This is a genomic window from Piscinibacter sp. PDB1-1 (genome assembly GCF_056675995.1).
The window spans coordinates 735,645-759,174 of sequence record NZ_JBWVZJ010000002.1 but is presented as its reverse complement, the minus strand read 5'-3'; the positions used below and the strand labels follow the sequence as shown (position 1 = coordinate 759,174).

The window sequence follows — 23,530 nt, the reverse complement described above, 5'->3', positions numbered from 1 at the left end:
ATCATGCCCGCTCGCTCCGCGCTCCTTCGCGCCCTGTCATGCCTCAGTCCCCCAAGCCGCAAGCCACAGCTCTGCCCGACGCGGACGCCTTGCCATGCATGCTGGCCTGGCTGTCGACCGAAGGCGTGCTGCTCCGCAGCAATCAGGCCTTCACCGATTTCACACAGCTCTCGCACAACACCGATGCCGGGCTGAAGCTGCCCGATGTCTTGAGTGGTGACTCGGCCGCCGCGCTGGAAGCGGCGCTGGTCGGGCGGGCCGATTTCGCCCTCAACCTGCGCTTGCCCCGCTCGCGCAGCACGAGCTGGGCCGATGCCTGGCTCGATTGCAGCGCACGCTGGCTGCCCGAGCAAGATGCGTATGTGTGCGTGCTGAGCGATGTCACGGCATCGCGCCTGTCGGAGTTGTCGGCGCGCGCCCGTGCCGATCAGTTCCAGCTGCTGGCCGACAACGTGCCGGTGCTGATCTCGTACTTCGAGGCGGGCAGCTTTCGCTGCCTGTTCGCCAACAAGCTGTATGCGCGCACCTTCGGGTTCGACGAACACACCGTCATCGGCCTGACCTTCGCCGAGATCATCGGCAAGGAGGCGGCGGCGGTGATCCAGCCCTACGTCGACTACCTGATGGCCGAACGCAAGGCCATCTCGTACGAGCGCGACCTGCGCGATGCGGAGGGCAACCCGCACTGGCTGGAGGTGAACCTCATCCCGCATGTGGGCCCCGACGGCTCCCTGGTGGCCGCCTTCGTGCTGATCACCGACATCACCAAGCACCGTCTGGCCGAGCAATCGGTGCGCGAATCCGAGGACAGGCTCGCCAAGTTCATGCACGCCAGCGTGGAAGGCATGCTGTTCCACAAGGGGGGCTACCTCACCGATGCGAACGAGCCGCTGTGCAAGCTCGTCGGCTACACGCTCGACGAATTGATCGGCCGCCATGTCTTCGACTTCGTGCCGCCCGAGCAGATGGCCAAGGTGGCCGCCGTGATGGAGGCCGGCCTGGAGAGCACCTACGAAAGCGCCATCCTCCACCGGGACGGCACGCGCGTGCCTATTGAGTACATCGTGCGCACCATCGAGCACCATGGCGAGCGCATGCGCATGAGCATCATCCGCGACATCCGCGATCGCCTGGCGGCGCAGGAGCACATCCGCCACATGGCGCACAACGATGCGCTCACCGGCCTGCCCAACCGGCTCAGCCTGATGGAGCAGCTCGACCACATGATCGCTGCGGCGCGCCGCAATGATTCTCAGGTGGCCTTGCTGTTCATCGACTTCGATCACTTCAAGCGCGTCAACGATTCGCTCGGGCACCTGGTGGGCGACACCTTGCTGCAAACGCTCGGCCGGAGAATCACCGAGACGCTGCGCACCACCGACGTGGTGGCGCGCTTCGGTGGCGACGAGTTCATCGTGCTGTTGCCGCGCACGCTGCAACGCATGGACGTCGAAGAGGTGGCGCAAAAGCTCCTGACGGCCATCGAGCAGCCCGTCAACGCCGACGGCCGGTTGATCTCGGTCACGCCGTCGATCGGCATCTCGATGTTTCCGCACGACGGCACGACGGCGGACGAACTCATCAAGAACGCCGATACGGCGATGTACCTCGCCAAGAAGCGGGGCCGCGCCAACTACCAGTTCTTCACCTCCGAAATGGCGAGCTCCGCCTACGAGGCGCTGGTGCTGGAAAGCCAGATGGTGCAGGCGCTGGATCGGGGCGAGTTCGTCCTGCACTTCCAGCCGCAGCTGCGCTCGCGCGATGGCGTGCTGGTGGGCGCTGAAGCGTTGATCCGCTGGAACCACCCAGAGCGCGGATTGCTGCAACCCGATTCCTTCATCCCCTTGGCCGAGCAGCAGCGCCTCATGCTCCCGATCGGCCAGTGGGTGCTGCGCGAAGCGGCGCGCGCCGCCGCCACGTTGCGCAGCGCGGGCATCACCGGCGTGCCGGTGGCTGTCAACCTCTCGACCGTGCAGTTCCAGACCAGCGGGTTTACCGCGCTGATCGAGCAGATGCTGGAAGAAGAGGGGGTGGCCGGCGATCTGATCGAGCTGGAGCTCACCGAGCGCATGCTGATGGATGACCTGCCCGAGGTGCGACGCAAGCTGCGCGAACTCAAGGCACTGGGCATCCGCATCTCGGTCGACGATTTCGGCACCGGCTACTCGTCGCTCGCGCACCTCAAGGAGCTGCCGATCGACAAGATGAAGATCGACCGATCCTTCGTGCTCGGCCTGCCCGGCGAGCACGACTCGGCGGCGATTGCGCGGGCCATCGTGCAAATGGCGCGTGGCCTGGGGCTGTCGGTGATCGCCGAAGGCGTCGAGACCGAGGCGCAGCGCGCCTTCCTGACGCTGCTCGATTGCGACGAGCTGCAGGGCCTGTACATCAGCCCGGCGCTGCCGCTGGAGGAGTTTCTGCGCTGGGCGCAGGCGCGGCGCTGATGACGACGCGCTGAAGCTGCCCCGACGTGCTTACTTCTTCTTGGCGGGGCGCTGCCAGCCCGAGATCGATATCTGCTTGCCGCGCGCCACGGCGAGGTCGCCCGCTGGCACGTTCTTGCTGATGGTCGACCCGCCGCCGATGGTCGCGCCATCGCCCAGCGTGACGGGTGCCACCAGCACGCAGTTGCTGCCGACATGCACGTCGTTGCCGATCACGGTGCGGTGCTTGTTCGCGCCGTCGTAGTTGGCGGTGATGCTGCCGGCGCCGTAGTTCACGCGCTCGCCCACGGTGGCATCGCCCAGGTAGGCGAGGTGGTTGGCCTTGGCGCCGTCGGCCAGCGTGGAGTTCTTGACCTCGACGAAGTTGCCGATGTGCACCTCGGCGCCGAGTGCGGCCCCCGGCCGCAGCCGTGCGAAGGGGCCGATCAGCGACCCGGCGCCGACCGTCACGCCTTCCTTGCCGCCGTCGATGTGCGTCATCGGGTGGATCACCACGCCGCTGCCGATGCGTGCGTTGCGGATGACGCAGTGCGCACCGATGCGCACGTCGTCGCCCAGCGTCACCTCTCCCTCGAAGACGCAGCCGACATCGATCTCCACATCGCTGCCGCATTGCAGCGTGCCGCGCAGATCGAAGCGCGCCGGGTCGGCCAGGCGCACACCAGCCTCCATCTGGGCATCGGCGAGCGTCTTCTGGTGGCGGCGCTCCAGGTCAGCGAGCTGCACGGGGCTGTTGACGCCCAGCACTTCGGTTTCGCTGCGGGGCTGCGCGGCGACCACCGGGGTCCCATCGGCCACGGCCATGGCCACGATGTCGGTCAGGTAGTACTCGCCCTGGGCGTTGTCGTTCTTCAACGAGGAAAGCCAGCGCTTCAGCGCCGCCGTGGGCACCGCCATCATGCCGGTGTAGACCTCGCGGATCTCGCGCTGCGCGGGTGTCGCGTCCTTGTGCTCCACGATCGCCTGCACGGCATCACCCTGGCGAACGATGCGGCCGTAGCCGCTCGGGTCGGCCAGGTCGATGGTGAGCAGCGCGAGCCTCGTGCCGCCGCTGGCCTGCACGAGCGCGCGTGCGGTGTCGGCGCCGATCAGCGGCACGTCGCCGTTCAGGATCAGCGTGGTGCCTTCGTCGTGCAGCGCCGGCATGGCCTGCTGCACCGCGTGGCCGGTGCCGAGTTGCGGCATCTGGCGCACGAACTGCAGGTGCGGCGCCTGCACGGCGGCTTCGACCTGATCGGCCCCGTGGCCGGTGATGGTGATGATGCGATCCGCCCCCAACGTGGACGCGGTCTGCAGCACGTGCTGCAATAGGCTGCGCCCGGCCAGCGTATGCAGGACCTTGGGCAGCCTGGATTTCATGCGGGTGCCTTTGCCCGCGGCCATGATCACGATGTCGAGCGCCATGAAACGTCCTCTCTGGAAGCTATGGATTATCGGTGCGCTGCTCGCTGCCGCCAGCGTGCTGTCCGGGTGTGGGGCGACCCGCTTCGCCTACGGCCAGGGGCCCGAACTCGCGTATTGGTGGCTCGATGGCTACGCCGACTTCAACGAGCAGCAGACGCCCCGCCTGCGCGATGCACTGGAGGGCTGGTTCCGGTGGCATCGCGCGACCCAGCTGCCCGACTACGCGCAACTCCTTGTGCGAATGGAGTCGCTCGCCGCTGAACCGATCACGGCCGCGCAGGTGTGCCGCCTGAACGACGAGCTGCAAAGCCGCATCGACCCCATGCTCGACCGCGCGTTGCCCGCTGCGGTGGAAACGGTGCAGAGCCTGACGCTGCAGCAGGTGGCGCACATCGAGCGCAAGTACGCGAAGGTCAATGCCGAGTTCCGCAGCGACTACCTCCAGGCCGACGCCGCCGAGCGGGCCGAGAAGTCGCTCGACCGCGCGGTGGAGCGCGCCGAGATGATCTATGGCAGCCTGAGCGAGGCGCAGGTAGGGATGCTCAAGCGCGCCATCGCGGCCTCACCCTTCGACCCGCAGCTCTGGCTCGAAGAGCGCATGCAGCGCCAGCAGGATGCCTTGCGCACGTTGCGCCGCATCGTCAACGAGAAGGCATCGGCCGATCAGACCTTGGCGGCCCTGCGCATGCTGGTGCGCAACGTGCAGCGCTCACCGCGCGAGGTCTATGCCACCTACCAGGCCAGGTTGACGCAGTACAACTGCCAGGTCAGCGCGCAGCTGCACAACAGCACGAGCCGCGAGCAGCGTGCCTACGCGGTGAAGAAGCTCAAGTCGTGGGAAGACGACGCACGGGCGCTGGCGGCTGAGGCGACGCGCTGAGCGAGGCTCGCGGCCAGAGCCTGCGCCTCGTTCACTGCGACGGCAGCTGGATCGTCACGGAGCGCGGGCTGGGCCCGGCGTACGGGAAGTCCTTGAGCGCGGCCAAGAACATCGCGGCTGTCAGCCGGTCGCTGCCGGCGTTCAACCCATCATTTGAGGCATGCACCTCGTAGAGGGGCTCGTTGCTCTTGCGGTCCCGGAATAGCAAGGCCACCTCGCGGTCGTAGCGCGGTGTGTCGTACATGAAGGGGTAGCCGGCGCCCCAGACGCCGCCGCCCCAGTAGGGGCCCCAGAAAGGCCCGCCGCCATACGCGCCCCAGTAATAGGGCCGCGCGCCGCCGCGCCAATACGGGCCGTAGAAGCCGCCGCGCCACATGAAGGGGTCGTTGTAGTAGGGGTATGGGTCGGAGCGCGAAATGCGCAGGCCCAGTTGCACGGTGACGTCGGCGCTTTGCCCGTCGCTCGCCTCGCGAAAGCCCGCGGCGATCAGCGCCGTGCGGGCAATGGATTCGAGCTGCTGCTGCTCCGGAGCGCGTGCCTGTTGAGAAGGTAGGCGCTCGAAGGCGTAGCTGCCGGGTGCGCGGCCTTGCGGCCACTTGCTGTAGGTCACCACCTCGCTGTCGATGGCGTTCAGCGCGGCGCAGCCGGTGAGCAGCGTGGCCAGGCTCAGCAGCAGGGCGGTCAGCAGGCGCATCGATCGGGTCTCCCGCGGGGCGTGGTGGTCAGCGCTGCAGCTTGATCACCGCAGCGTCGGCCGGCGCGGCGGGCGGTGCACAGCCCTCGTCGTCGTCGAAAGCGATGTCGCCGCCCGGTTCGGGCTGGCCGGTGGTTTTGATCCCCACGAAGTCGTAGAGGTTCCGGTCCATCATGTGCGAAGGCACGATGTTGCCCATCGCGGTGTAGAGGTTGTCGATGCGGCCGGGGAATCGCTTGTCCCAGTCGCGCAGCATCTGCTTGATCTGCACGCGCTGCAGGTTGTCCTGGCTGCCGCACAGGGTGCACGGGATGATGGGGAACGCGCGGTGCGCGGCCCAGCGCTCGAGGTCCGTCTCGGCCACATAGGCCAGCGGGCGGATCACGATGTTCTTGCCGTCGTCGCTGACCAGCTTGGGCGGCATGCCCTTCATCTTGCTGCCGAAGAACATGTTCATGAACAGCGTCTGGATCATGTCGTCGCGGTGGTGGCCGAGCGCGATCTTGGTCGCGCCCAGCTCGCCCGCCACGCGGTAGAGGATGCCGCGGCGCAGGCGCGAGCACAGGCTGCACATGGTCTTGCCCTCGGGCACCAGGCGCTTGACGATGCTGTACGTGTCCTGGTTCTCGATGTGGAAGGGCACGCCGCGCGACTTCAGGTACTCGGGCAGCACGTGCTCGGGGAAGCCGGGCTGCTTCTGGTCGAGGTTGACGGCAATCAGCTCGAAGGTGATCGGCGCGCGCTGCTGCAGGTTGAGCAGGATGTCGAGCAGCGCGTAGCTGTCCTTGCCGCCGCTCACGCAGACCATCACCTTGTCGCCGTTCTCGATCATGTTGAAGTCCACGATCGCCTGGCCCACCTGGCGATGCAGACGCTTGCTCAGCTTGTTGATCTCGAACGCGGCCTTCTTGGCCAGCTCGTCGCCTTGCATGTCGCCTTGCACGTTGTCGCCTTGCACGTTGTCTTGCAGTACCGCACCCATCACACCACTTCCTTGATTCCAAAGACTTCACAACCGACCGCGTCGCAGTCGGGGTACACATCGGGCTTTTCGGTCGAGACCCGCGCGGCCTTAACTCGTGGGTGGGCCAGCATCAGCGCCAGCACGTCGTCGCACAGCGTCTCTTGCAGGTGGACATGCCCCTGCTTGACGCGCACGCCGATGCTGCGGCGCATGAAGTCGTAGTCGACCACTTCTTCCAGCTCGTCGTTCTGCGGCGTGGACACCGCCAGCGGGATGTACAGGTCCACATTGATCAGCACGCGCTGCTCGCCGCGCTTTTCGTAGTCGTGCACGCCGATGTTGATCCACACCTCGTAGTTGCGCAAGAAGAGGCGGCGGCAGTCTCTGAGATCGGTGTGGCCAAGCAGGCTCTGCATGTCAGGCTTTCTTGTCGGGGTTGGCGATGAACATCACATCGCGGGGTTGCGCCTGCAGGTGCTGGCCGCCATCGACCAGCAGCGTGGTGCCGGTGATCGCGGGCGATTCGATCAGGAAGCGCACCGCGTGCGCCACGTCGGCCGGCGTGGACGAGCGCTGCAGCGGCGTGAGCCGGTGCGCCTGCGCGAATTCGGCCGCGCTCATGGGGCCGGACGGGAGTGTGACGCCCGGGGCCACGCCGCACACGCGCAGGGTGGGTGCGAGCGCCTGGGCCAGCATCACGGTCGCGGCCTGCAGTGCGGCTTTCGATAGCGTGTACGAGAAGTGATCGGGGTTGGGGTTGAAGAGCTTCTGGTCGAGCAGGTTGACCACGCAGCCCTGGCGGCCCGCCGCCGCGAGGTGATCGTGCAGTGCGGTGGACAGCAACACCGCCGGTGCGGTGTTGGCGCGCCAGTGCAGGTCCATCGTGGCCATGCTGAAGCGCTTGGCGTCGTCGTACTCGAAGGTCGAGGCGCTGTTGACCACCGCATCGAGCCGCCCGAAGTGCGCCACCACCGCCGGCACCAGCGCGCGGCAGGCCGCTTCGTCGGACAGCTCGGCAGCGAACGCGGCCGACTGCGCGCCGGCGCTTCGGGCCGCGGCCACCGTGGCCTCGGCCTCGTCGTGCGAGCGCCGGTAATGGATGGCCACGTCGAAGCCATGCGCTGCCAGGTCGAGTGCAATCTCGCGGCCCAGGCGACGGGCTGCGCCGGTGACGAGGGCGACGGGGCGCGCAGACATGCTCTTCCTACAATGCGCGGATGCTTTCCAACGAGTCCGCCAGTGTATCGGGCGCCCTGTCCAGCCTGATCCGACGGGCCATTGCCGCTCAGGGTGGGTGGATCCCTTTCGATCGCTTCATGGCGATGGCCCTCTACGCGCCGGGCCTGGGCTACTACGCCCACGGCAGCCGCAAGTTCGGCCTGATGCCCGCATCGGGCAGCGACTTCGTCACCGCGCCCGAGCTGTCGCCGCTGTTCGGCAACACGCTCTCGCGCCAGGTGGCGCAGGCGCTGCAGGCCAGCGGCAGCGGCGAGGTGTGGGAGTTCGGTGCTGGCTCCGGCGCACTGGCCGAACAGCTGCTCGATGCGCTCGGCGCACGGGTCACGCGTTACACCATCGTCGATCTCTCCGGCAGCCTGCGCGAGCGGCAGCGCGAGCGGCTGGCGCGTTTCGGTGCCACGGTGCAGTGGATCGACAGCTTGCCCGAAGCCTTCAGCGGTGTGGTGGTCGGCAACGAGGTGCTCGACGCCATGCCGGTGCAACTGCTGCATTTCGATGGCGCGCAATGGCAGGAGCGTGGTGTCGTGGTCGACGGCGAACGCTTCGTCTGGACCGATCGCTCGACCACGCTGCGGCCGCCGCACGACGGGCCGTACCTGCCCGGCACCGTGACCGAGGTGCACCCGCAGGCCGAGGCCTTTGTCGCCACGCTGGCCGATCGGCTGGAGCGCGGCGCGGCCTTCTTCATCGACTACGGCTTCCCCGAGGCCGAGTACTACCACCCGCAGCGCCACGGCGGCACGCTGATGTGCCACCGCGCCCACGTGGCCGACACCGACCCGCTGGTCGACGTGGGCGAGAAGGACATCACCGCGCACGTCAATTTCACCGGCATTGCGCTCGCCGCGCAGAACGCGGGGCTCGACGTGCTGGGTTACAGCTCGCAGGCGCGGTTTCTCTTGAACTGCGGGCTGACCGAACTGCTGCAGGGCGCCGACCTGCCCACGGTGGCGCATGCGCAAAAGCTCGTCAACGAGCACGAGATGGGCGAGCTGTTCAAGGTGATCGGCCTGGCGCGCGGCTGCGACGCGGCCTTCATGGCCCACCCGCTCGGCTTTGCCGAGGGCGACCGGACGCACCGGCTGTGAAGGCTGCAACGATGAAAGCGCACCCATGGGCCTGAGATGGCTGCTCGTCATCCTGATCGCGCTGGTGCTTTTCAGCGCCTTGCACAAATGGCTGGAGAAGATCGGCCTCGGCCGGCTGCCGGGCGACTTCCGCTTTCGGCTGTTCGGGCGCGAGATCTTCATCCCGCTGGCCAGCAGCGTGTTGCTGAGCTTCGTGGCGATGCTGATCGCCAAACTGCTGTGATCTGATCCCAGCACTGGCCCGCCGCGGCGCGGGCCATGGCTCCTTCGGGCGATGCCCGGGCCGGCCTGGCCGAAGAGACTCCCTCCATCGTTGCTGACAACCTTGGAGAACCCCGTGAAGAAGCCTTTGTTCGTGGCCGTGTTGGCCGCCTTGCTCGGTGTCGCGAACGACACCCGCGCCGCGTCGCCGCTGCCTGTGCGTGAGCCCGCGTCCGTTGGCAGCCTGTTCGCACGCATTCCCGACCTTCCCCCTAGCGCCGAAGAAGCGGCGAGCTGGGTCGACAAGACCGGCAAGCTGGTCCATCCGGGCCTGATTGCGCTGAAAGCCGACATCCAGGCGCACCAGGCGTACATCGGCGAGATCCAGCGCGCGCTCGGAGAGCGGCACTACGCGCAATCGGCCATCGTGGTCGACAACATGAGCAAGGGCATGGCCGATGTGGGCATCGACATGGCTCGCATGCAGAGCGACCCGGCCTACGCGGCGCAGGTGCAGGAGCGCATGCGCAAGATGTCGCCGCAGGAGCTGATGGCCATGTCGCAGAAGATGAACCAGCCGCTCAACAACGACAAGCGCTACCAGAACCAAGCGCAGGCCATGGTTCAGGACCCGCCCGCCGTGCGCACGGCGGCCGAGGCCGGCGAGAGCTATGCCCAGGCCCAGCTCGCGCGCATGAACGCGCAGCAGGCGCTGTGGCAAGAGACGCAGGCACAGGTCGACAAGGTCTTGAAGACGCCCCTCAAGGCTGGCCTGCCCAAGCCCGCGATGGCCTGGGACAACATCGGGTGCGACGCGGGCTGCCGCGCGCAGTGGGACGCCTACGCCAGCCAGATGCTGCCGCTGATGGTGGCGCGCGACAGCGAGGTGCTGCGCATTCGACGTGCGGCCGTGCAGCGCCAGCGCATCAGCGTGGCCGAGGGCGTGAAGGCGGCCGACCGCGACCTGCTCGCCACGCAGTACGGCACGCTGTCGCGCAGCCAGGTCAACCAGGGCCGCCTGGCCAGCTACGACGGCGCGGCGATCGCCGAGTTGCAGTCGCTGATCGACCACATCACCGACAGCGCACGCAGTGCGGCCGTGGTCGTGCACTGCGGCAAGCAGGTGGTGCTGGCGCCGGGCGCGGTGTGTCACTGAGTGTCGGGCCGTTGTTGCGCCGGGTGGGGTTGAAGCGGCATTGATGCACGCGCGTGCAGTAAAGCCCTGTCGCTTGCTGCTGTGCAGCAAAAGAGGGTCGCTCGGGGCTGACATACTGCGCGCTTTCTCAACACGACCCAAGGTCCATTTCATGCGTAACGTCAAAACCGGCCTGATCGTGGCCGCCTCCCTCTGCGCGCTGACTCTGAGCGCGTGCAACTCCAACAAGGAAGACAAGGCGGCTGCCAAGGCCGACGCCGGCCCCGCGGCAGTCACGGTCAACGGCACGGTGATCACCGAAGCCACGGTCGATCGCGTGCTCAAGCAGCGCATGGGTGCCTCGGGCATGCCCGTGCCGCCGGAAGCGCGCAAGGCCATCATCGACGGCCTCGTGCTGCAGACCGTGGTCGCGCAAGAAGCCGCCAAGCAAGGCCTGGACAAGTCGCCCGAGTTCCTGTCGCAGATGGAGATCGTGCGCAGCTCGGCGCTGGCAAACGCCTACGTCGAGGACTACATGAAGAAGAACCCGGTCACCGACGAGGCCCTGAAGGCCGAGTACGACCGCCTGAACGCGCAGAACGGCGAGGTCGAGTACAAGGCCCGCCACATCCTGGTGACCAACGAAGCCGATGCCAAGGCCATCATTGCCCAGCTGAACAAGAACCCGGCTTCGTTCGACAAGCTGGCCAAGGAGAAGAGCAAGGACCCGGGCTCGAAGGGCCAGGGCGGTGATCTGGGCTGGTTCGAGCCGCAGCGCATGGTGCCGGAGTTCAGCGGCGCGCTGTCCAAGCTCGAGAAGGGCAAGTACACGCAGGAGCCGGTGAAGTCGCAGTTCGGCTACCACGTCATCCTGCTCGAGGACACCCGCAAGGTCGAGCCGCCCCCGCTCGAGACCGTCAAGGCCCAGCTCTCGCAGCAAGTGCAGCAGCAGACCATGCGCAAGCACCTGGAGTCGCTCAAGGAAGCGGCCAAGGTCGAGATCGCGGCTGCCCCGGCTGCATCGGCGCCTGCCGCTGAAGCGCCTGCTTCGGCTGCGTCCGAAGGCAAGTAAAAGAGTGGTGGTGTGCGCGCCGATGCGGCTAGCCGCTCAATGAGCGTCTGTACACGCCCGGCGCCACACCCTCTCTCGCCTTGAACGCCAAGCCGAAATGCCCCTGGCTGGAGAACCCGCAGGCCAGGGCGATTTCGGCCAGCGACAACTGGTCGCTGGCGAGCATCACGCGCGCGAGGGCGACCCGCCGCGACAACACGTACTGATGCAGCGAGATGCCGAACGCCGCCTTGAAGGCGCGCGCGAAATGCTGCTGGCTGTAGCCGGCCAGCGCTGCGAGATCGGCCGAGCGCAAGGGCTCGGCCAGGCGCTCTTCGATGTGCCGACGCACGCGCTCGATGCTTCGTGACGTCATCGGATCGACACGCGTCGCCCGGAATGCCGGGTCGGCACCGAAGCTGGCGCCCAGGTAGGCCACGAGTGCCGTGCTGACCGATTCGGTGTAGAGCGACCCGAACGGCTGCCCCGCCAGGCAATGCGACTCCAGTTCGCGCAGCCACTGCAAGGCACGTGGGTCGTTGAACCGTGTCACCCGTTCGCCCGGCACCGCCCATGCCGGGATGCTGCTGCCCCCGTAGCTGTCTGCTGCCTGCGGAAGCTCGACGCACAAGAACTCGCTGGGCCGATCGCTGGTCCAACGGATGCCTTCGTCATCGGCCTGCGGCGGCAGCAATGAGGCCGCCCCCAGCCGCTGCCGACACGCACGGTCTCGCGAACCGTGCCTGGCCTGGAGCGCCACGCTGCCGCGGGTCAACACCATCAGCAGAGGCCGATCGACCCGGCTCAGCGGAGCCGCCTGGGTGGGTGGAACGCGCAGCCGAAGCAAGGGCAGGCCTTGCCAATCATCTGCACTCACTGTTTCGGAGCAAACCAGCATCAACAACCCCTCTCGTGCCCAAACTGCGCGACACAGTCACGAGCGGAATCTACAAAGCGCCTTCGGTTTGCGGAAGACGGGCCGACCCTCGCCCGGCCCAATGGGGTTCGATCGAACACTGAAACCGGAGACAGCCCCGTGACCCCTCAAGACCACCGACCATTCCCTCTTTCGACGATCCGCCGGCGCAGCCTGGCGGGCCTGATCGCTGCGACGCTGCTGCTGGCCGGCCTGACCGGCTGCGGTGGTGGTGACGACGATGCCCCGCCTGCGCCGGCGGCACCTCAGTGGCGCGCGGCGTGGGCTGCCGCGCCGCAGGACTACAACGAAGCGATCCCCCTGCCGGGCTATCCTCAGCCGGTAGCGGCGTCTCTTGTCGATACGACTTTGCGCCAACTCGTGCGCCCCGCCGTCGATGGCACCCAGGTGCGCGTGCGTTTCTCGAACGTCACCGGTGCGGTGCCTGTCGCGATTGCTGCGGCGAGCATCGGTCGCAGCACCGGAGGCAGCGATGTCGATGCCGCATCGATCACGGCATTGCGCTTCGGCGGCTCGGCGGGTGTCACGCTGGCCCCGGGCACCGAGGTCTGGAGCGACCCCGTGGCGATGAGCGTGACGGCCCAGGCCGATCTGGCAGTCAGCCTCTACGTGCAACAGAGCACGCCCTACACGACGGTACACCGCTCGGCTTTTCGCAACGCCTTTGCCGTCACTGGCAACGCCACCGCGCTCCCCAGCCTGAGCGGCGCCACCACGACGACGCGTTACCAGCTGCTCAGCGGGCTTGACGTGATCAACGCGACAGCTCCGAAGGTGGTGGCTGCGTTCGGCGACTCGATCACCGATGGAACGGCGTCGACGCTCAACGGCCTCAAACGCTACCCGGACCAGCTCGCAGGCTTGGTCCAGGCCAGCGCCACGACGGCCGGCAAGGTCAGCGTGCTCAATCTCGGCATCTCGGGAAACCGCGTGCTGAGCGACAAGCTCGGGCCGCGCGCAGTAGGCCGATTCGAGCGTGACGTGCTGCAGCAAAGCGGCATCACGCACGCCATCATCCTCGTGGGCATCAACGACATCGGCTTCGCTGCCTTCAGCGGTCCGCCGTTCAATCTGATCCCGGCCAACGAGGTGGTGAGCGCAGAGCAAATCATTGCCGGCTACCAGCAAATGCTCGACGCGGCACGTGCCAAGGGCGTGAAGGTGCTGCTTGGCACCGTGCTGCCGTTCAAAGGTGCGAGCTACTACAGCGAAGCGAATGAAGCCAAGCGCCAGGCCCTCAATACCTGGATCCGTGCGCAGGCTTCGAACGTGCACGCGGTGGTCGATTTTGATGCGGCGATGCGCGCCCCTGCGGACGCACTCGCGTTGAATGCTGCTTACGACAGCGGCGACCACCTGCACCCGAACGACGCGGGCTACGCGGCGATGGCCGCCGCGGTGGACTTGTCCAAACTCACGAACTGACGGGGCTCAAGAGGCATACAGCAGGTAGTCCGCCGTGTACGGAACTTTGTCCACGGCGCCTACCGAGCGGGTATCGCAGTGCTTCGCCGGCGTCACGCCACCCACGGTGTTGATGCGTTGCACGCGGGTCACGCCGGCATAGCGGCCTGCCCCACCTACCGATCGGGTTGAGAGCAGCAGCCATGGGATGTGGCCCGCCTGCGGTGCCTCGGCACGCGATTCGACCTTTCCGATGATCTTGCTGCCGTCACTGGCTTCCCAGTGCGGGCCGGCGTAGTGCGTGCCGAGCGGCTTGCCCTGACCATCGAATAGATCAGCCTGGGGCGCGACGAACACCCACTTCGCACCCGTTGAGGCCGAGGCATCGGCGCGGCATTCGTAGATCTGCACGCCGCGTGCGGCCACACGCTCGATCAGCACCGCATCGCCGCTGGGCGCCAGGGCGAACTGTGCGATTGCCTGGGCGCCGATCTGGCGGCCCATCGCCAGGCCGGTGTCGGTCGAGAAGCGGTAGTGGATACCCGCCCAGATGCGTGACTGGCTCACCTCGCGGGCGAACTCGTCGGCGCTCGTCCACTTGCGGGTGGCACCCTGCGCCGTGGGGCTGCTGGTGCTGAAGACGGGCAGCTTGCCTTCGGCCTGCAGCACCGACGCCAGCACACCGGCCAGGATCGAGTGCGTGCTCGGGTACTCCGGGTGCATCGGGGCATCGATCAGCGAGGCCCAGCCCGCTTCCATCGCGGTGGCGTCGTTGCCGTCGATGTCGCCGTTGCGGATCGCGGTGACGGGGCGCCAGAAGTTGTAGTGGTACTTGGCGTCTATGCCGGCGATCAGGCCGTCGTCCATGGCCTGCGAGGCGGTGGCAAAGAGGCGCGCGTTCTGCGCGACGCTGCGGTGGGGCTGGCTGGCCACGGAGCGCAACACCGCGTGATAGATCGGCGGCAGTGAGAAATCCCAGAAGCGGGCGATCCCGGTCTGCTCGGGGCTGCGCTGGGTGCTGGCCTTGGCCCCCAGTGTCTTGACCTCCTCGTAGTCGCTCACCCACTGCGCGCTCTTCATCGAGGGCGGCGGGCCCGGGCGGAACTGCGACGCGCTGGCCATCGTCCACGGCTTGCGCTGCGGCCACTGCGGGGCGGCCACACCCGCGGTGGGCACGTAGGTACCTGCGGTGGTCAGCGGGCGGTAGCGCTCGGGCGAAGCCGCGCCGTCGTCGGCACGGTTCGCGAGCACAGCGGTGGCGGCCTGTTCTCCGGCCGCGATGCCGGCCGATCGGGACGGACCGTCGGGCAGCTTGGCGAGTGCCGCCTGGTAGGCCGCGGTGATGGCCGGCTCCTGTGTGGGCATCAGCTTGAGCAGGGTCGCGCGGTTGGCCGCCGCCACCGCGGCATCGACGCTCGTGGCGTCGCCCGGCTGACGCATGCTGGCGGCCGTGACGGCGTCGTAGACCGCGGTCTGCACGATGGCGATCGCCCGGTTGGCAGGCGGCGTGCCGAGCTTGGCCTCGACGATCAGTTCACCGGCCTTGATGTTCCACTCGGTCACCACGTCGGCGTGGGCGCTCGCCGCCGTCGCGAGCAGGAGGGTGGCCGCCAACGCGGCCTTGTTGTAGGTGTGCATGGGTTTCATGGGTTTGTCGTTGTGAGGGTGGGCGTCACTTGCGGGTGATCACGATCTGCAGGTACTCGCTGGGCGCGACGAGCGTGCCGTCGTCGGCGCGGTTGAAGCGTGCGAGCAGCTCCATCAGGTCGTCGGTCAGGGCGGCTTGCTTGTCGGCGGTGTCGAGCGCGGCGAACGCCTTCAGCACCGGGCCGTAATAGGTACGGAAGACCTCCAGCCAGTGCGCCGGCGAGCGGTAGCGCATCACGAAGTGGCGCGGCTCGGCATGGATGCCCGAGGCCTGCGTCTCGAACAGCTCGGCGATGCGGGTGCGAGCGCCCCACAGAGCGGGCGACTGCACGCCGGCCGGCGGCGGCACATGCTTGCCGATGGTCTTGAAGAGCTGGCCGATGAAGCCATCGGGCGTCCAGTTGGCCATGCCGATCTTGCCGCCGGGCTTGCACACGCGCAGCATCTCGCTGGCGGTGCGCGCAGGGTTGGGAGCGAACATGTTGCCGAACGTGGAGACCACGGCGTCGAAGCTGCCGTCGTCGAAGGGCAGCGCCTCGACGTCGGCCTCCTGGAAGTCGATCAGTTCAAGCAGGCCATCGGCGGCCGCACGGGCGCGACCGCGCTCCAGCAAGGCGGGCACGTAGTCGGTGGAGGTCACTTCGCACCAGCGTCGTGCGGCAGCCAGCGTGACGTTGCCATTGCCGGCGGCCACATCGAGCACGTGCTGTCCGCCGCGCAGGTCGAGCGCCTCGCACAGCGATTCGCCGACCAGTTGCAGCGTAGTGCCGACGACGGCGTAGTCGCCCGACGACCAGGCGGCCTTCTGGCGTGTCTTGATGGCGTTGAAATCAGGGGCAGCCGCGGCTGCGGTGGCTGCCGGATTGACCAGGGCGGTAGAGAATGCGTTCATGGTGATGGGGCTTTCTTTGTTTCAATGGTTGTCGACGGCGCGGGTCGCGAACCGCATTGCTGTTGGCGTGAGCGCCGACCGAAACTGTCGAAGCCCGGCGTTGAAGCCAGCGTGGTAGTCGGCGTGGAATCTCGCGTGGAAATCGCCCCTTTGCAGCTGCGGCTGCTCGGCCCGCTGGAGGTCGAGCGCGCTGGCCTGGCGCTCCCATTGCCGCCTTCGCGCAAGGTGCGTGCGCTATTGGCCTACCTGGCGCTTGCCACGCGCGAGCTGTCGCGCAGCCACTTGTGCGAGCTGCTGTGGGACCTGCCCAACGACCCGCGTGGCGAGCTGCGCTGGTGCCTGAGCAAGCTGCGCGGCGTGCTCGACGACGCCGGTCCGCCACGCGTGCTGGCCAGCGGCGAGGGCGTGCGCCTCGAGCTGGCAGGCGCCGAGGTCGACGCGCTCGTGCTCGAGCGCAGCCTGCAACAAGGTCTCGCCACGCTGGGCATCGACGCCTGCCGTGCCCTCGCCGCGCGGTTTCGCGGTGACTTCCTGCAAGGCCTGGAGATCCCGCGCAGTGCGTCGTACAGCGCCTGGCTGACCGCTCAACGGCGGCGTTATCGTGCGGCGCAGGTGGCGGTGCTGGAACATCTCGCCCTCGGGCTCCCACGCGGCAGCGAAGAAGCGATGGACGCGCTCGATGCCTGGATGCGCCTCGCGCCTTTCGACCTCAGCGCCCACCAGGCGCTGTTCGACGTGCTGGCGCAGGCGGGCCGCCTGCGCGAGGGCGACGAGCACTTGAGCGCAACCGCGCGCCAGTACGAGGCCGAGGGACAGGATTGGGCGCCCGTGGGCCTGGCCTGGCGCGCGGCCAAGCAGCGGCATGCGGCGCCGTCGATGGCCGTGTCCGGTGCGCCGGCCGTGCCTGCCCCGGTGTTGACCGAACCGCAGGCGCCCGACGCTCCCCGCCAACGCGCCTCGCTGGCCGTCATGCCCTTCACCGACCTGTCGCGCGGTGTGGCGGCGCGTGGTGGCCTGGGCGATGGCCTGGCGCACGACATCATCACGCGCCTGGCCAAGCTGCGCAGCCTCTTCGTGATCGCGCAGGGCAGCGTGTTCGCGCTCGACGAGCGCCACGTCGGCCCCGAAGACGCCGCCCGGCGCCTCAACGTCGACTACGTGGCTGGCGGCTCGCTGCGCCACGGGGCCGGCGGGCAGGTCAGCGTCACGGTGCAGCTCACCGAGACGCGCAGTGCCCGCGTGCTGTGGGCCGAGGTGTTCACAGGCAAGGCCGACGACACCTTCGGCTGGCTCGACGAGATCGGCAACCGCATCGTGGCCGCCGTGGCCAGCCAGATCGAGGTGGCCGAGCGCAACCGCGCCATCCTCAAGGCGCCCAACTCGCTCACCGCCTGGGAGGCTCACCACCGCGGCCTGTGGCACATGATGCGGTTCAACCGCGAAGACAACGAACAGGCGCGCCACTTTTTTGCCACCGCGGTGCAGCTCGACCCAGGTTTCGCGCGCCCGCACGCCGGCCTGTCGTTCACGCACTTCCAGGACGCCTTCCTCGGTTGGGCCGAACGCGGCGAGGCCGTCGAGGCGGCTTACAGAACCGCGTCGCAGGGTCTGATGGCCGACGATCTCGACCCGGCAGCACGCTGGGCGCTGGGGCGTGCGCACTGGCTGCGCGGCCGGCTCGACGACTCACTGGCCGAGCTCGGCACCAGCGTCGACCTGAGCCCGAACTTTGCGCACGGCCACTACACGCTCGCCTTCGTGCAGGCGCAGTCGGGTGACCCGATGGCGGCCATCAGCGAATCGGACCACTCGCGCGCGCTCAGCCCCTTCGACCCCATGCTGTTCGCGATGATGGGCGCGCGAGCCATGGGCCTGATGCGCCTGGGCCGCCACGATGAGGCGGCCGACTGGGCGCTCAAGGCGGCGGCACGGCCCAACGCCCACGTGCACATCCTCGCGATCGCACTCTGGTGCCTTGTGCTGGCGGGCCGGCACGACGAGGCCCGCCAGTTCGTCGCAGCCGTGCAACGCGCGCAGCCGGGCTACGGTGTCGACGATTTCCTCGCCGCCTTCCGCTACGGGCCGGATGGCGAGGCGCTGATCCGGCGGGCGGCGCGCGCGGTTCCCGCCTAGGCGTGCGTCACGCGGTACAGCCCCACGTCGATCCGCCCGGCCAGGAAGCCGGCTTCGCAGTAGCTCAGGTAGTACTCCCACAGGCGCTTGAAGGGCGCATCGAAACCCATGGCCTCGATGGCCGGCCACTCGGCGAGGAAGCGGTGGCGCCATTCGGCCAGGGTGCGAGCGTAGTCGCGTCCGAAGCGCACTTCGGTCGTCAGCCTGAGCCCGGCGCGCTGCGCCTCGTCGGCCATGCGCTCGGGCGTGGGCAGCATGCCGCCGGGGAAGATGCAGCGCTGGATGAAGTCGGGGTTGGTGCGGTAGTGGTCGAAGTGCTGCTCGTCGATCGTGATGGCCTGCAGCACGGCCACGCCGCCGGGGCGCAGCCGATCGCGCAGGGTCTTGAAGTAGACCGGCCAGTAGGCCTCGCCCACGGCCTCGATCATCTCGATCGAGACGATGCGGTCGTACTGGCCGTCGACGTCGCGGTAATCCTGCAGGCGCAGGTCGAGCTGCTGCTGCACGCCCCATTGCACGGCCTGTTCGCGGGCGTAGGCGAGCTGCTCGCGGGAGAGCGTCACGCCCACGACCTCGGCGCCGTTGGCTTTCGCGAGCGTGGCGGCGAGCGTGCCCCAGCCGCAGCCGATCTCGAGCACGCGCTGGCCGGGCTGCACGTCAAGCAGCTCGGCGATGCGCGCGAGGCGGTGGGCTTGCGCGGCCGCGAGCGTGCCGCCATCGGGTTGGTACAGCGCGCTCGAATACAGCATGCTGCCGTCGAGCCACCGCGCGTAGAAGGCATTGCCCAGGTCGTAGTGGTAGGCGATGTTGTCGCGGCTGCCTCGGCGCGAGTTGGCATTCAGGCGATGCAGCAGCCTGGCCAGCCAGCGAGCAGGGCCGCGTGCTTCGATCGCGCTGCCCAGCACGGCTTCGTTGGTCAGGGCGAAAGCGAACAGCGCGCCCAGGTCGGGCGTGCTCCAGTCGCCATCGCGGAACGAGTACGCGAAGCCCAGGTCGCCTTGCGTGAGCAGGCGCCACAGGGGCCGCCAGCGGTGCAGATGCAGTTCGGCGCGCGGGCCGGGCTGCGCGCCGCTCGCGCTCAGGCGCGCGCCCCCGGGCAGCGTCAGCGTGAGCGAGCCGTGCTCGATGCCTGCCAGCAGGCGGCGCAAGAGTGCCTGGCGGCCGAGCGTGCGCGGGCCCGCGGCGGGCAGCTTGGTCGTGGTGGGCGCGGAGCTGTTCATGTCGTTGTGCTCAGGTGTTTGCGCTCGGTTGCGGGCGCGCGCGTGGAATCGCCCGGGCGGACGACGGTGAGATATTCGGTTGGGGCCGCCGGTCGATCGTGCAGCCGCGCGCCCTTCAGCCACAGGCGCAGCGCTTCCCAGTGGATGCCGCCGATGACCTTGAGCGTGAGCAGTGGGTGGGTGAAGAACACGCGCAACAGCGCGGCATCGCTGAGCGGAACGCGCTGCGCGTCGAGCCGCGCGTTGAGCAGCGCGGCACCATCCGACTGGCTCGCGCCTTCGTGCACGCTCACGCCAATCGACATCCGATCGCCCGGCGGATCGATGCGGAAGCGGTAGTGCAGATCCATGCCGAGAAAGGGCGAGACGTGCATCTGCTTGTCGCAACGTTGCGTGAGCAAGCCGGCGGCGCGATCGCGCTCATCGACTTCGAGCAGGTAGCTGTGGCGATCGCCGAAGGTGTTGTTGACTTCGTAGACGATGGCCTGCAGCGCGCCTTCGTCAGGCGCGTGGCAGAACCACACGCTGAGCGGGTTGAATGCATAGCCGAGCAGGCGCGGCATTGCCAGTAGCCGGATCGCGCCGCCGGTGGGCAGGCCAGCCGCACGCAGGCGGGCATCGATGCATACGCGCAGGCCGGCCGCGTCGCGTGCGCCGCTGTCGGCGTGGTCCCCCGGGTGGAAGCTGAAGAGGTTGAAGCGGCCGACCGAGAACCACCGCAGCCGCGTCGCGAGTGCTGGCAGCTCGTCGATGTCGATCAGCATCGAATACACACGGTACGCGAGGCGGTGGCGCAGTGGCTTCAGCCGCTGGTGCATCACCTCGCCCACGTAGAGCGCCGAGCTCATGCGGCCACCGCCTGCGCCAGGTGAATGCGGGCAGACTCGCCGGCCACTGTCCAGGGGCGCCGCGTGCCGCCCAGGGCCTCAGCCACGGCCAGGCCGGCTTGCAGGCCGTCTTCATGGAAGCCGGAGCCGAAGTAGGCGCCGCAGAACCAGGTGCGCTGTTGGCCCTGCAGCGACCACAGCTCGCGCTGCGCGGCCATCGCGCGGGTGTCGAAGCGCGGGTGCTCGTAGACCTCGGTGCGGATGAGGTGCTCCGGGCGCGGTGGCGTGGCCGGGTTCAGCGTGACGAAGAGCGGCGCCCCGCCACGGCCTTGCGGCAGGTGCGGCTGCAGGCGGTTCATCCAGTAGGTCACCGTGGGCGGTTGATCGGTGGCGCGCCGGTCGGCGAGGTAGTTCCAGCTCGACCACACCGCGCGGAGCCGGGGCATCAGGGCGGGGTCGCGGTGCAGCACGGCCAGGTTGCGGGTGTAGCCGAAGGCACCGAGCACGCGCTGCTCGGTCGGCGTGGGTACCGCCAGCAGTTGCAGGGCCTGGTCGGCGTGCGTGGCGAGCACGACGTGGTCGTACGCGGGCGTCCAGGCGCCGCGCCGGGTGCGCAGCCGAACGCCGTTCGGGCCGCGGTCGAGCGCAATCACGGGTTCGTCGCGATAGATGTTTCCGCTGAAGCCTTGCACCAGGCGCTGTACGTACTCGCGGCTGCCACCTTCGACCGTGCGCCACACCGGGCGGTCGCTCACCTGCAGCAGGCCATGGTTCTCGCAGAAGCGCACGAACGCGCCGGTCGGGTAGGCGCCGATCTGCGCTGCGCTGGCCGACCAGATGGCCGCGCCCATCGGGTACAGGTGGTCGTCGCGGAAGGCGCGGCCGTATCCGCGGGAATCGAGGTAGGCATCGAGCGGCTGGTCGGCCCAGGCCGCGGCCTCGCGCGGCGCCTCGCGGTAAAAGCGCAGCAGCTCGCGCAGCATGGCCCAGAAGCGCGGGCGCAGCAGGTTGCTGCGTTGGGCGAAGAGGCCGTTGAGGTCGGTGCCGGCGTACTCGAGCGCGCCGCCGTCCAGGCTCACCGCGAAGGACATGTCGGAGGCGCGCGTGGGCACCTGCAGATGATCGAAGAGGGCGCTCAGGTTGGGGTAGGCCGGCGCGTTGTAGACGATGAAACCGGTGTCCACCGGGTGCGTAGCCTTGCCATCGGGCGCATCGACGGTGTGACTGTGCCCGCCGAGGCGGGCGTCGGCCTCGTACAGGTCGACCGCATGGGCGCGCGACAGCAGCCACGCGCAGGCGAGGCCGGAGATGCCGCTGCCGACGACGGCAATGCGCAGCGGCGGCGAGTCGGCGCCGATGGGCGGGGGCGGCAAGGTCTCGCGGGCAGTGGGTACGGTCATCGGGCGCTCCAGGGTTGCGGCTGTGCCGGTCTTGCGAACTTGTACGCACTCCACGGCCGCTTGGATCACACCTGAGCGATCATGCGGAGATCCAAATCGCCTTTGGGTGCGTACAAGGGGCATGGGCACCCCGAAACGCGACGATTCGCCAGGCGCCCCGGCGCGCGGCCGGGGCGATGGGGTGCCGGCCATGCCTGTCAGGCCGGCTTTCCCGCCCGCCGCGCACGGAGCCCGCCGCTTGAGCATCGTCCCCTTCGACCCCGACCGCATTGCCACGCCGCCTGCCGACGACTGGGCGGCCGCGCTGTGCTGCGTGGCCGAGCGGCAGGACCGCGAAGCCTTCGGCCGGCTGTTCGCGCACTTTGCGCCGCGCGTGAAGAGCTATCTCATCCGCACAGGCAGCCTCGACGAACGCGCCGAAGAGCTCGCCCAGGAGGCGCTGGTGACCGTGTGGCGCAAGGCGGCGCTCTACAACCCGGCGGTGGCCAACGCGTCGACCTGGATCTTCACCATCGCGCGCAACCTGCGCGTGGACGCGGCCCGCCGCCACCTGATCGACGGAGCGGGCGACGAGTGGTTCGAATTCGATGCACTCGAAGCCGATCAACCCGGGCAAGGCGAGCAGCTCGATGCGGCGCGCCTCGCGCAGCGCGTGCGCGAGGCCATGCTGCGGCTGCCCGACGAGCAGGCGCAGGTGCTGCGCCTTTCCTACTACGACGATGAACCGCATGCACGCATCGCGGCCGAGCTCGGCATCCCGCTGGGCACGGTCAAATCGCGCATGCGCCGCGCGGTGGCGCAGTTGCGCGCGCTGCTCGAGCTTTGACGATGGTCTGCTGACGTGAATACCGATACCACCCTGGACAACCTGGCGATCCGCCACCACCCGGCCGACGAGCTGCTGCTGTCGCTCGCCGCCGGCAACCTGCCCGTCGGCATGCGGCTGGTGGTGCAGACTCACCTGGAGCTGTGCCCGGCCTGCCGCGCCCGCGTGGGCGTTCTCGACGCGCTCGGTGGCGTGCTGCTCGACGAGCAGGCTGCTGCGCCGCTGCGTGACGACGCCCTCGCGCGTGCGCTCGGCCGCATCGATCGGATCGAGGCCGCGCCCGTGGCTGCGGCCCGCCGCAAGGTGGCGGCACCGCCGCCGCTGCCGGCGGGTGCCGTGTGGCCGCGTGCGCTCGCCGATTGCAGCGCCACGCGCTGGCGCTGGATTGCCCCCGGCATGCGCTGGAGCCGCGTCAGCGTGCCCGGCGCGCCCGAGGCCAACATCTTTCTGCTGCGCATCGGTGCCGGCAAGTACCTGCCCCAGCACACGCACAGCGGCACCGAGCTCACGCAGGTGATCTACGGGCGCTTCCACGATGGGCGTGCGTTGTTCGGGCCCGGCGATTTCGACATGGCCGACACCGAGGTGCATCACCAGCCGGTGGTGCAGGACGGCAGCGAGTGCATCTGCCTGGCGGCGGTCGAAGGCAATCTGCGCTTCGACGGGCTCATCGCGCGTTGGATGGGCTCGCTCGTCGGGATGTAGCTGCCAGCGTGAGCGCCGCGGCGGCCCACGAGGCCGTGCCGCTCACCGTGCTGCCCCAGGCCAGGTCGATCAGCGTCACGTGCCAGGGCCAGCCGCGCAACGTGGCCTGGTTGGTGAGATCGTAGGTGGCGTAGCACAGCAAGCCGAGCGCGGTGCCGCGCCCCAGCGCGAGTAGCGGCCACCGTGCCTGCAGCGCCGGCTGGACCGCGAAGTACACCAGCCCGCCGATGTAAAGCGCGTAGAAGAGGGCGGCGGCGATCCAGTCGATCTCGCCCGACATCAGGTGGCCGATCGCAGGCTGGTAGACCCGGGCGTGGGTGAGCGACAGCCACACGGCGTCCATGGCCAGGAAGACGACGGCGGTGAGCCCGCAGGCGGCTGGCAGGCGCCAGGCGGGCGCGGCGGTGGGGATGCGCGAAAACGTTTGCATGGTGTGGTG

The 23,530-nt window shown here is 68.6% G+C and carries 22 protein-coding genes; 10 read left to right on the top strand and 12 right to left on the bottom strand.

What is annotated here, in order from left to right; genetic code table 11:
* The first annotated feature begins 38 nt into the window (after positions 1-38).
* Positions 39-2,444: a sensor domain-containing protein gene (locus tag AC1KAR_RS15200; RefSeq protein WP_480319131.1), complete on the top strand. Its 2,406-nt coding sequence runs from the start codon at positions 39-41 to the stop codon at positions 2,442-2,444.
* A 30-nt stretch (positions 2,445-2,474) separates the two neighbouring features.
* Here AC1KAR_RS15200 and glmU read toward each other — a convergent pair whose 3' ends face one another.
* Positions 2,475-3,848 (bottom strand): bifunctional UDP-N-acetylglucosamine diphosphorylase/glucosamine-1-phosphate N-acetyltransferase GlmU, encoded by a 1,374-nt coding sequence (gene glmU / locus AC1KAR_RS15195; RefSeq protein ID WP_480319129.1) that lies wholly within the window; start codon positions 3,846-3,848, stop codon positions 2,475-2,477.
* On the opposite strand from glmU, the gene AC1KAR_RS15190 reads away from it, so the two are divergent.
* A complete protein-coding gene (locus AC1KAR_RS15190) occupies positions 3,847-4,728 on the top strand; it encodes a DUF6279 family lipoprotein (protein WP_480319127.1) in 882 nt (293 codons plus the stop codon). The two genes, glmU and AC1KAR_RS15190, sit on opposite strands and share 2 nt — an antisense overlap.
* A gap of 31 nt (positions 4,729-4,759) precedes the next feature.
* Here AC1KAR_RS15190 and AC1KAR_RS15185 read toward each other — a convergent pair whose 3' ends face one another.
* The 4 genes from AC1KAR_RS15185 to AC1KAR_RS15170 are packed head-to-tail and all read right to left on the bottom strand — an operon-like array spanning position 4,760 to position 7,583.
* Positions 4,760-5,422 (bottom strand): DUF4136 domain-containing protein, encoded by a 663-nt coding sequence (locus tag AC1KAR_RS15185; RefSeq protein WP_480319125.1) that lies wholly within the window; start codon positions 5,420-5,422, stop codon positions 4,760-4,762.
* Positions 5,423-5,450: 28 nt separating this feature from the next.
* Positions 5,451-6,353, bottom strand: coding sequence for a tRNA 2-thiocytidine(32) synthetase TtcA (ttcA, locus tag AC1KAR_RS15180; RefSeq protein WP_480319440.1), 903 nt, complete (start codon positions 6,351-6,353; stop codon positions 5,451-5,453).
* Between the two features lie 50 nt (positions 6,354-6,403).
* Complete coding sequence (locus AC1KAR_RS15175) at positions 6,404-6,802, bottom strand: dihydroneopterin aldolase (protein WP_480319123.1); 399 nt, start codon at positions 6,800-6,802, stop codon at positions 6,404-6,406.
* A 1-nt stretch (position 6,803) separates the two neighbouring features.
* Entirely contained in the window at positions 6,804-7,583 is a 780-nt protein-coding gene (locus AC1KAR_RS15170) for an SDR family oxidoreductase (protein WP_480319121.1), read from the bottom strand.
* A 20-nt stretch (positions 7,584-7,603) separates the two neighbouring features.
* Here AC1KAR_RS15170 and AC1KAR_RS15165 point away from each other — a divergent pair, with 20 nt between their 5' ends.
* From AC1KAR_RS15165 to AC1KAR_RS15150, 4 genes are all read left to right on the top strand, one after another.
* Entirely contained in the window at positions 7,604-8,713 is a 1,110-nt protein-coding gene (locus tag AC1KAR_RS15165; RefSeq protein WP_480319119.1) for a class I SAM-dependent methyltransferase, read from the top strand.
* 25 nt (positions 8,714-8,738) lie between these two features.
* The gene (locus AC1KAR_RS15160; protein WP_480319117.1) at positions 8,739-8,936 is read left to right on the top strand and encodes a DUF2905 domain-containing protein; all 198 of its coding nucleotides are present in this window, start codon (positions 8,739-8,741) and stop codon (positions 8,934-8,936) included.
* A gap of 114 nt (positions 8,937-9,050) precedes the next feature.
* Positions 9,051-10,070 carry a hypothetical protein gene (locus AC1KAR_RS15155; protein WP_480319115.1) on the top strand — a complete coding sequence of 340 codons (1,020 nt, stop codon included), beginning with the start codon at positions 9,051-9,053 and terminating at the stop codon, positions 10,068-10,070.
* A 151-nt stretch (positions 10,071-10,221) separates the two neighbouring features.
* Entirely contained in the window at positions 10,222-11,121 is a 900-nt protein-coding gene (locus AC1KAR_RS15150; RefSeq protein ID WP_480319113.1) for a peptidylprolyl isomerase, read from the top strand.
* A gap of 28 nt (positions 11,122-11,149) precedes the next feature.
* On the opposite strand, the gene AC1KAR_RS15145 is transcribed toward AC1KAR_RS15150, so the two are convergent.
* Positions 11,150-11,881 (bottom strand): helix-turn-helix domain-containing protein, encoded by a 732-nt coding sequence (locus tag AC1KAR_RS15145; protein WP_480319111.1) that lies wholly within the window; start codon positions 11,879-11,881, stop codon positions 11,150-11,152.
* A 255-nt stretch (positions 11,882-12,136) separates the two neighbouring features.
* Between AC1KAR_RS15145 and AC1KAR_RS15140 the strand changes: the two genes are divergently transcribed.
* Positions 12,137-13,462, top strand: coding sequence for an SGNH/GDSL hydrolase family protein (locus AC1KAR_RS15140; RefSeq protein ID WP_480319109.1), 1,326 nt, complete (start codon positions 12,137-12,139; stop codon positions 13,460-13,462).
* 6 nt (positions 13,463-13,468) lie between these two features.
* Here AC1KAR_RS15140 and AC1KAR_RS15135 read toward each other — a convergent pair whose 3' ends face one another.
* Together AC1KAR_RS15135 and AC1KAR_RS15130 are read right to left on the bottom strand one after the other, a co-directional pair.
* Entirely contained in the window at positions 13,469-15,088 is a 1,620-nt protein-coding gene (locus AC1KAR_RS15135; RefSeq protein ID WP_480319107.1) for a DUF3455 domain-containing protein, read from the bottom strand.
* A gap of 25 nt (positions 15,089-15,113) precedes the next feature.
* A complete protein-coding gene (locus AC1KAR_RS15130; RefSeq protein ID WP_480319105.1) occupies positions 15,114-15,980 on the bottom strand; it encodes a class I SAM-dependent methyltransferase in 867 nt (288 codons plus the stop codon).
* Positions 15,981-16,115: 135 nt separating this feature from the next.
* On the opposite strand from AC1KAR_RS15130, the gene AC1KAR_RS15125 reads away from it, so the two are divergent.
* Positions 16,116-18,113, top strand: coding sequence for a transcriptional regulator (locus tag AC1KAR_RS15125; protein ID WP_480319104.1), 1,998 nt, complete (start codon positions 16,116-16,118; stop codon positions 18,111-18,113).
* Here AC1KAR_RS15125 and AC1KAR_RS15120 read toward each other — a convergent pair.
* Genes AC1KAR_RS15120 through AC1KAR_RS15110 form a run of 3 tightly spaced genes read right to left on the bottom strand, consistent with a single transcriptional unit; the run spans position 18,110 to position 21,560 of the window.
* A complete protein-coding gene (locus AC1KAR_RS15120; protein ID WP_480319102.1) occupies positions 18,110-19,333 on the bottom strand; it encodes a class I SAM-dependent methyltransferase in 1,224 nt (407 codons plus the stop codon). The two genes, AC1KAR_RS15125 and AC1KAR_RS15120, sit on opposite strands and share 4 nt — an antisense overlap.
* Positions 19,330-20,181, bottom strand: coding sequence for a DUF1365 domain-containing protein (locus AC1KAR_RS15115; protein WP_480319100.1), 852 nt, complete (start codon positions 20,179-20,181; stop codon positions 19,330-19,332). The genes AC1KAR_RS15120 and AC1KAR_RS15115 overlap by 4 nt, the downstream gene beginning before the upstream one ends.
* Positions 20,178-21,560 carry an NAD(P)/FAD-dependent oxidoreductase gene (locus tag AC1KAR_RS15110; protein ID WP_480319099.1) on the bottom strand — a complete coding sequence of 461 codons (1,383 nt, stop codon included), beginning with the start codon at positions 21,558-21,560 and terminating at the stop codon, positions 20,178-20,180. Before AC1KAR_RS15110 ends, AC1KAR_RS15115 begins: the two co-directional genes overlap by 4 nt.
* Before the next feature lie 238 nt (positions 21,561-21,798).
* Between AC1KAR_RS15110 and AC1KAR_RS15105 the strand changes: the two genes are divergently transcribed.
* Entirely contained in the window at positions 21,799-22,386 is a 588-nt protein-coding gene (locus AC1KAR_RS15105; protein WP_480319098.1) for a sigma-70 family RNA polymerase sigma factor, read from the top strand.
* A gap of 15 nt (positions 22,387-22,401) precedes the next feature.
* On the top strand, positions 22,402-23,091 hold the full coding sequence (locus AC1KAR_RS15100; RefSeq protein ID WP_480319096.1) for a ChrR family anti-sigma-E factor: 690 nt from the start codon (positions 22,402-22,404) through the stop codon (positions 23,089-23,091).
* Here AC1KAR_RS15100 and AC1KAR_RS15095 read toward each other — a convergent pair.
* Positions 23,054-23,521, bottom strand: a complete 468-nt coding sequence (locus AC1KAR_RS15095) for a DUF2177 family protein (protein ID WP_480319094.1) — start codon at positions 23,519-23,521, stop codon at positions 23,054-23,056. The two genes, AC1KAR_RS15100 and AC1KAR_RS15095, sit on opposite strands and share 38 nt — an antisense overlap.
* Between the last annotated feature and the right edge of the window lie 9 nt (positions 23,522-23,530).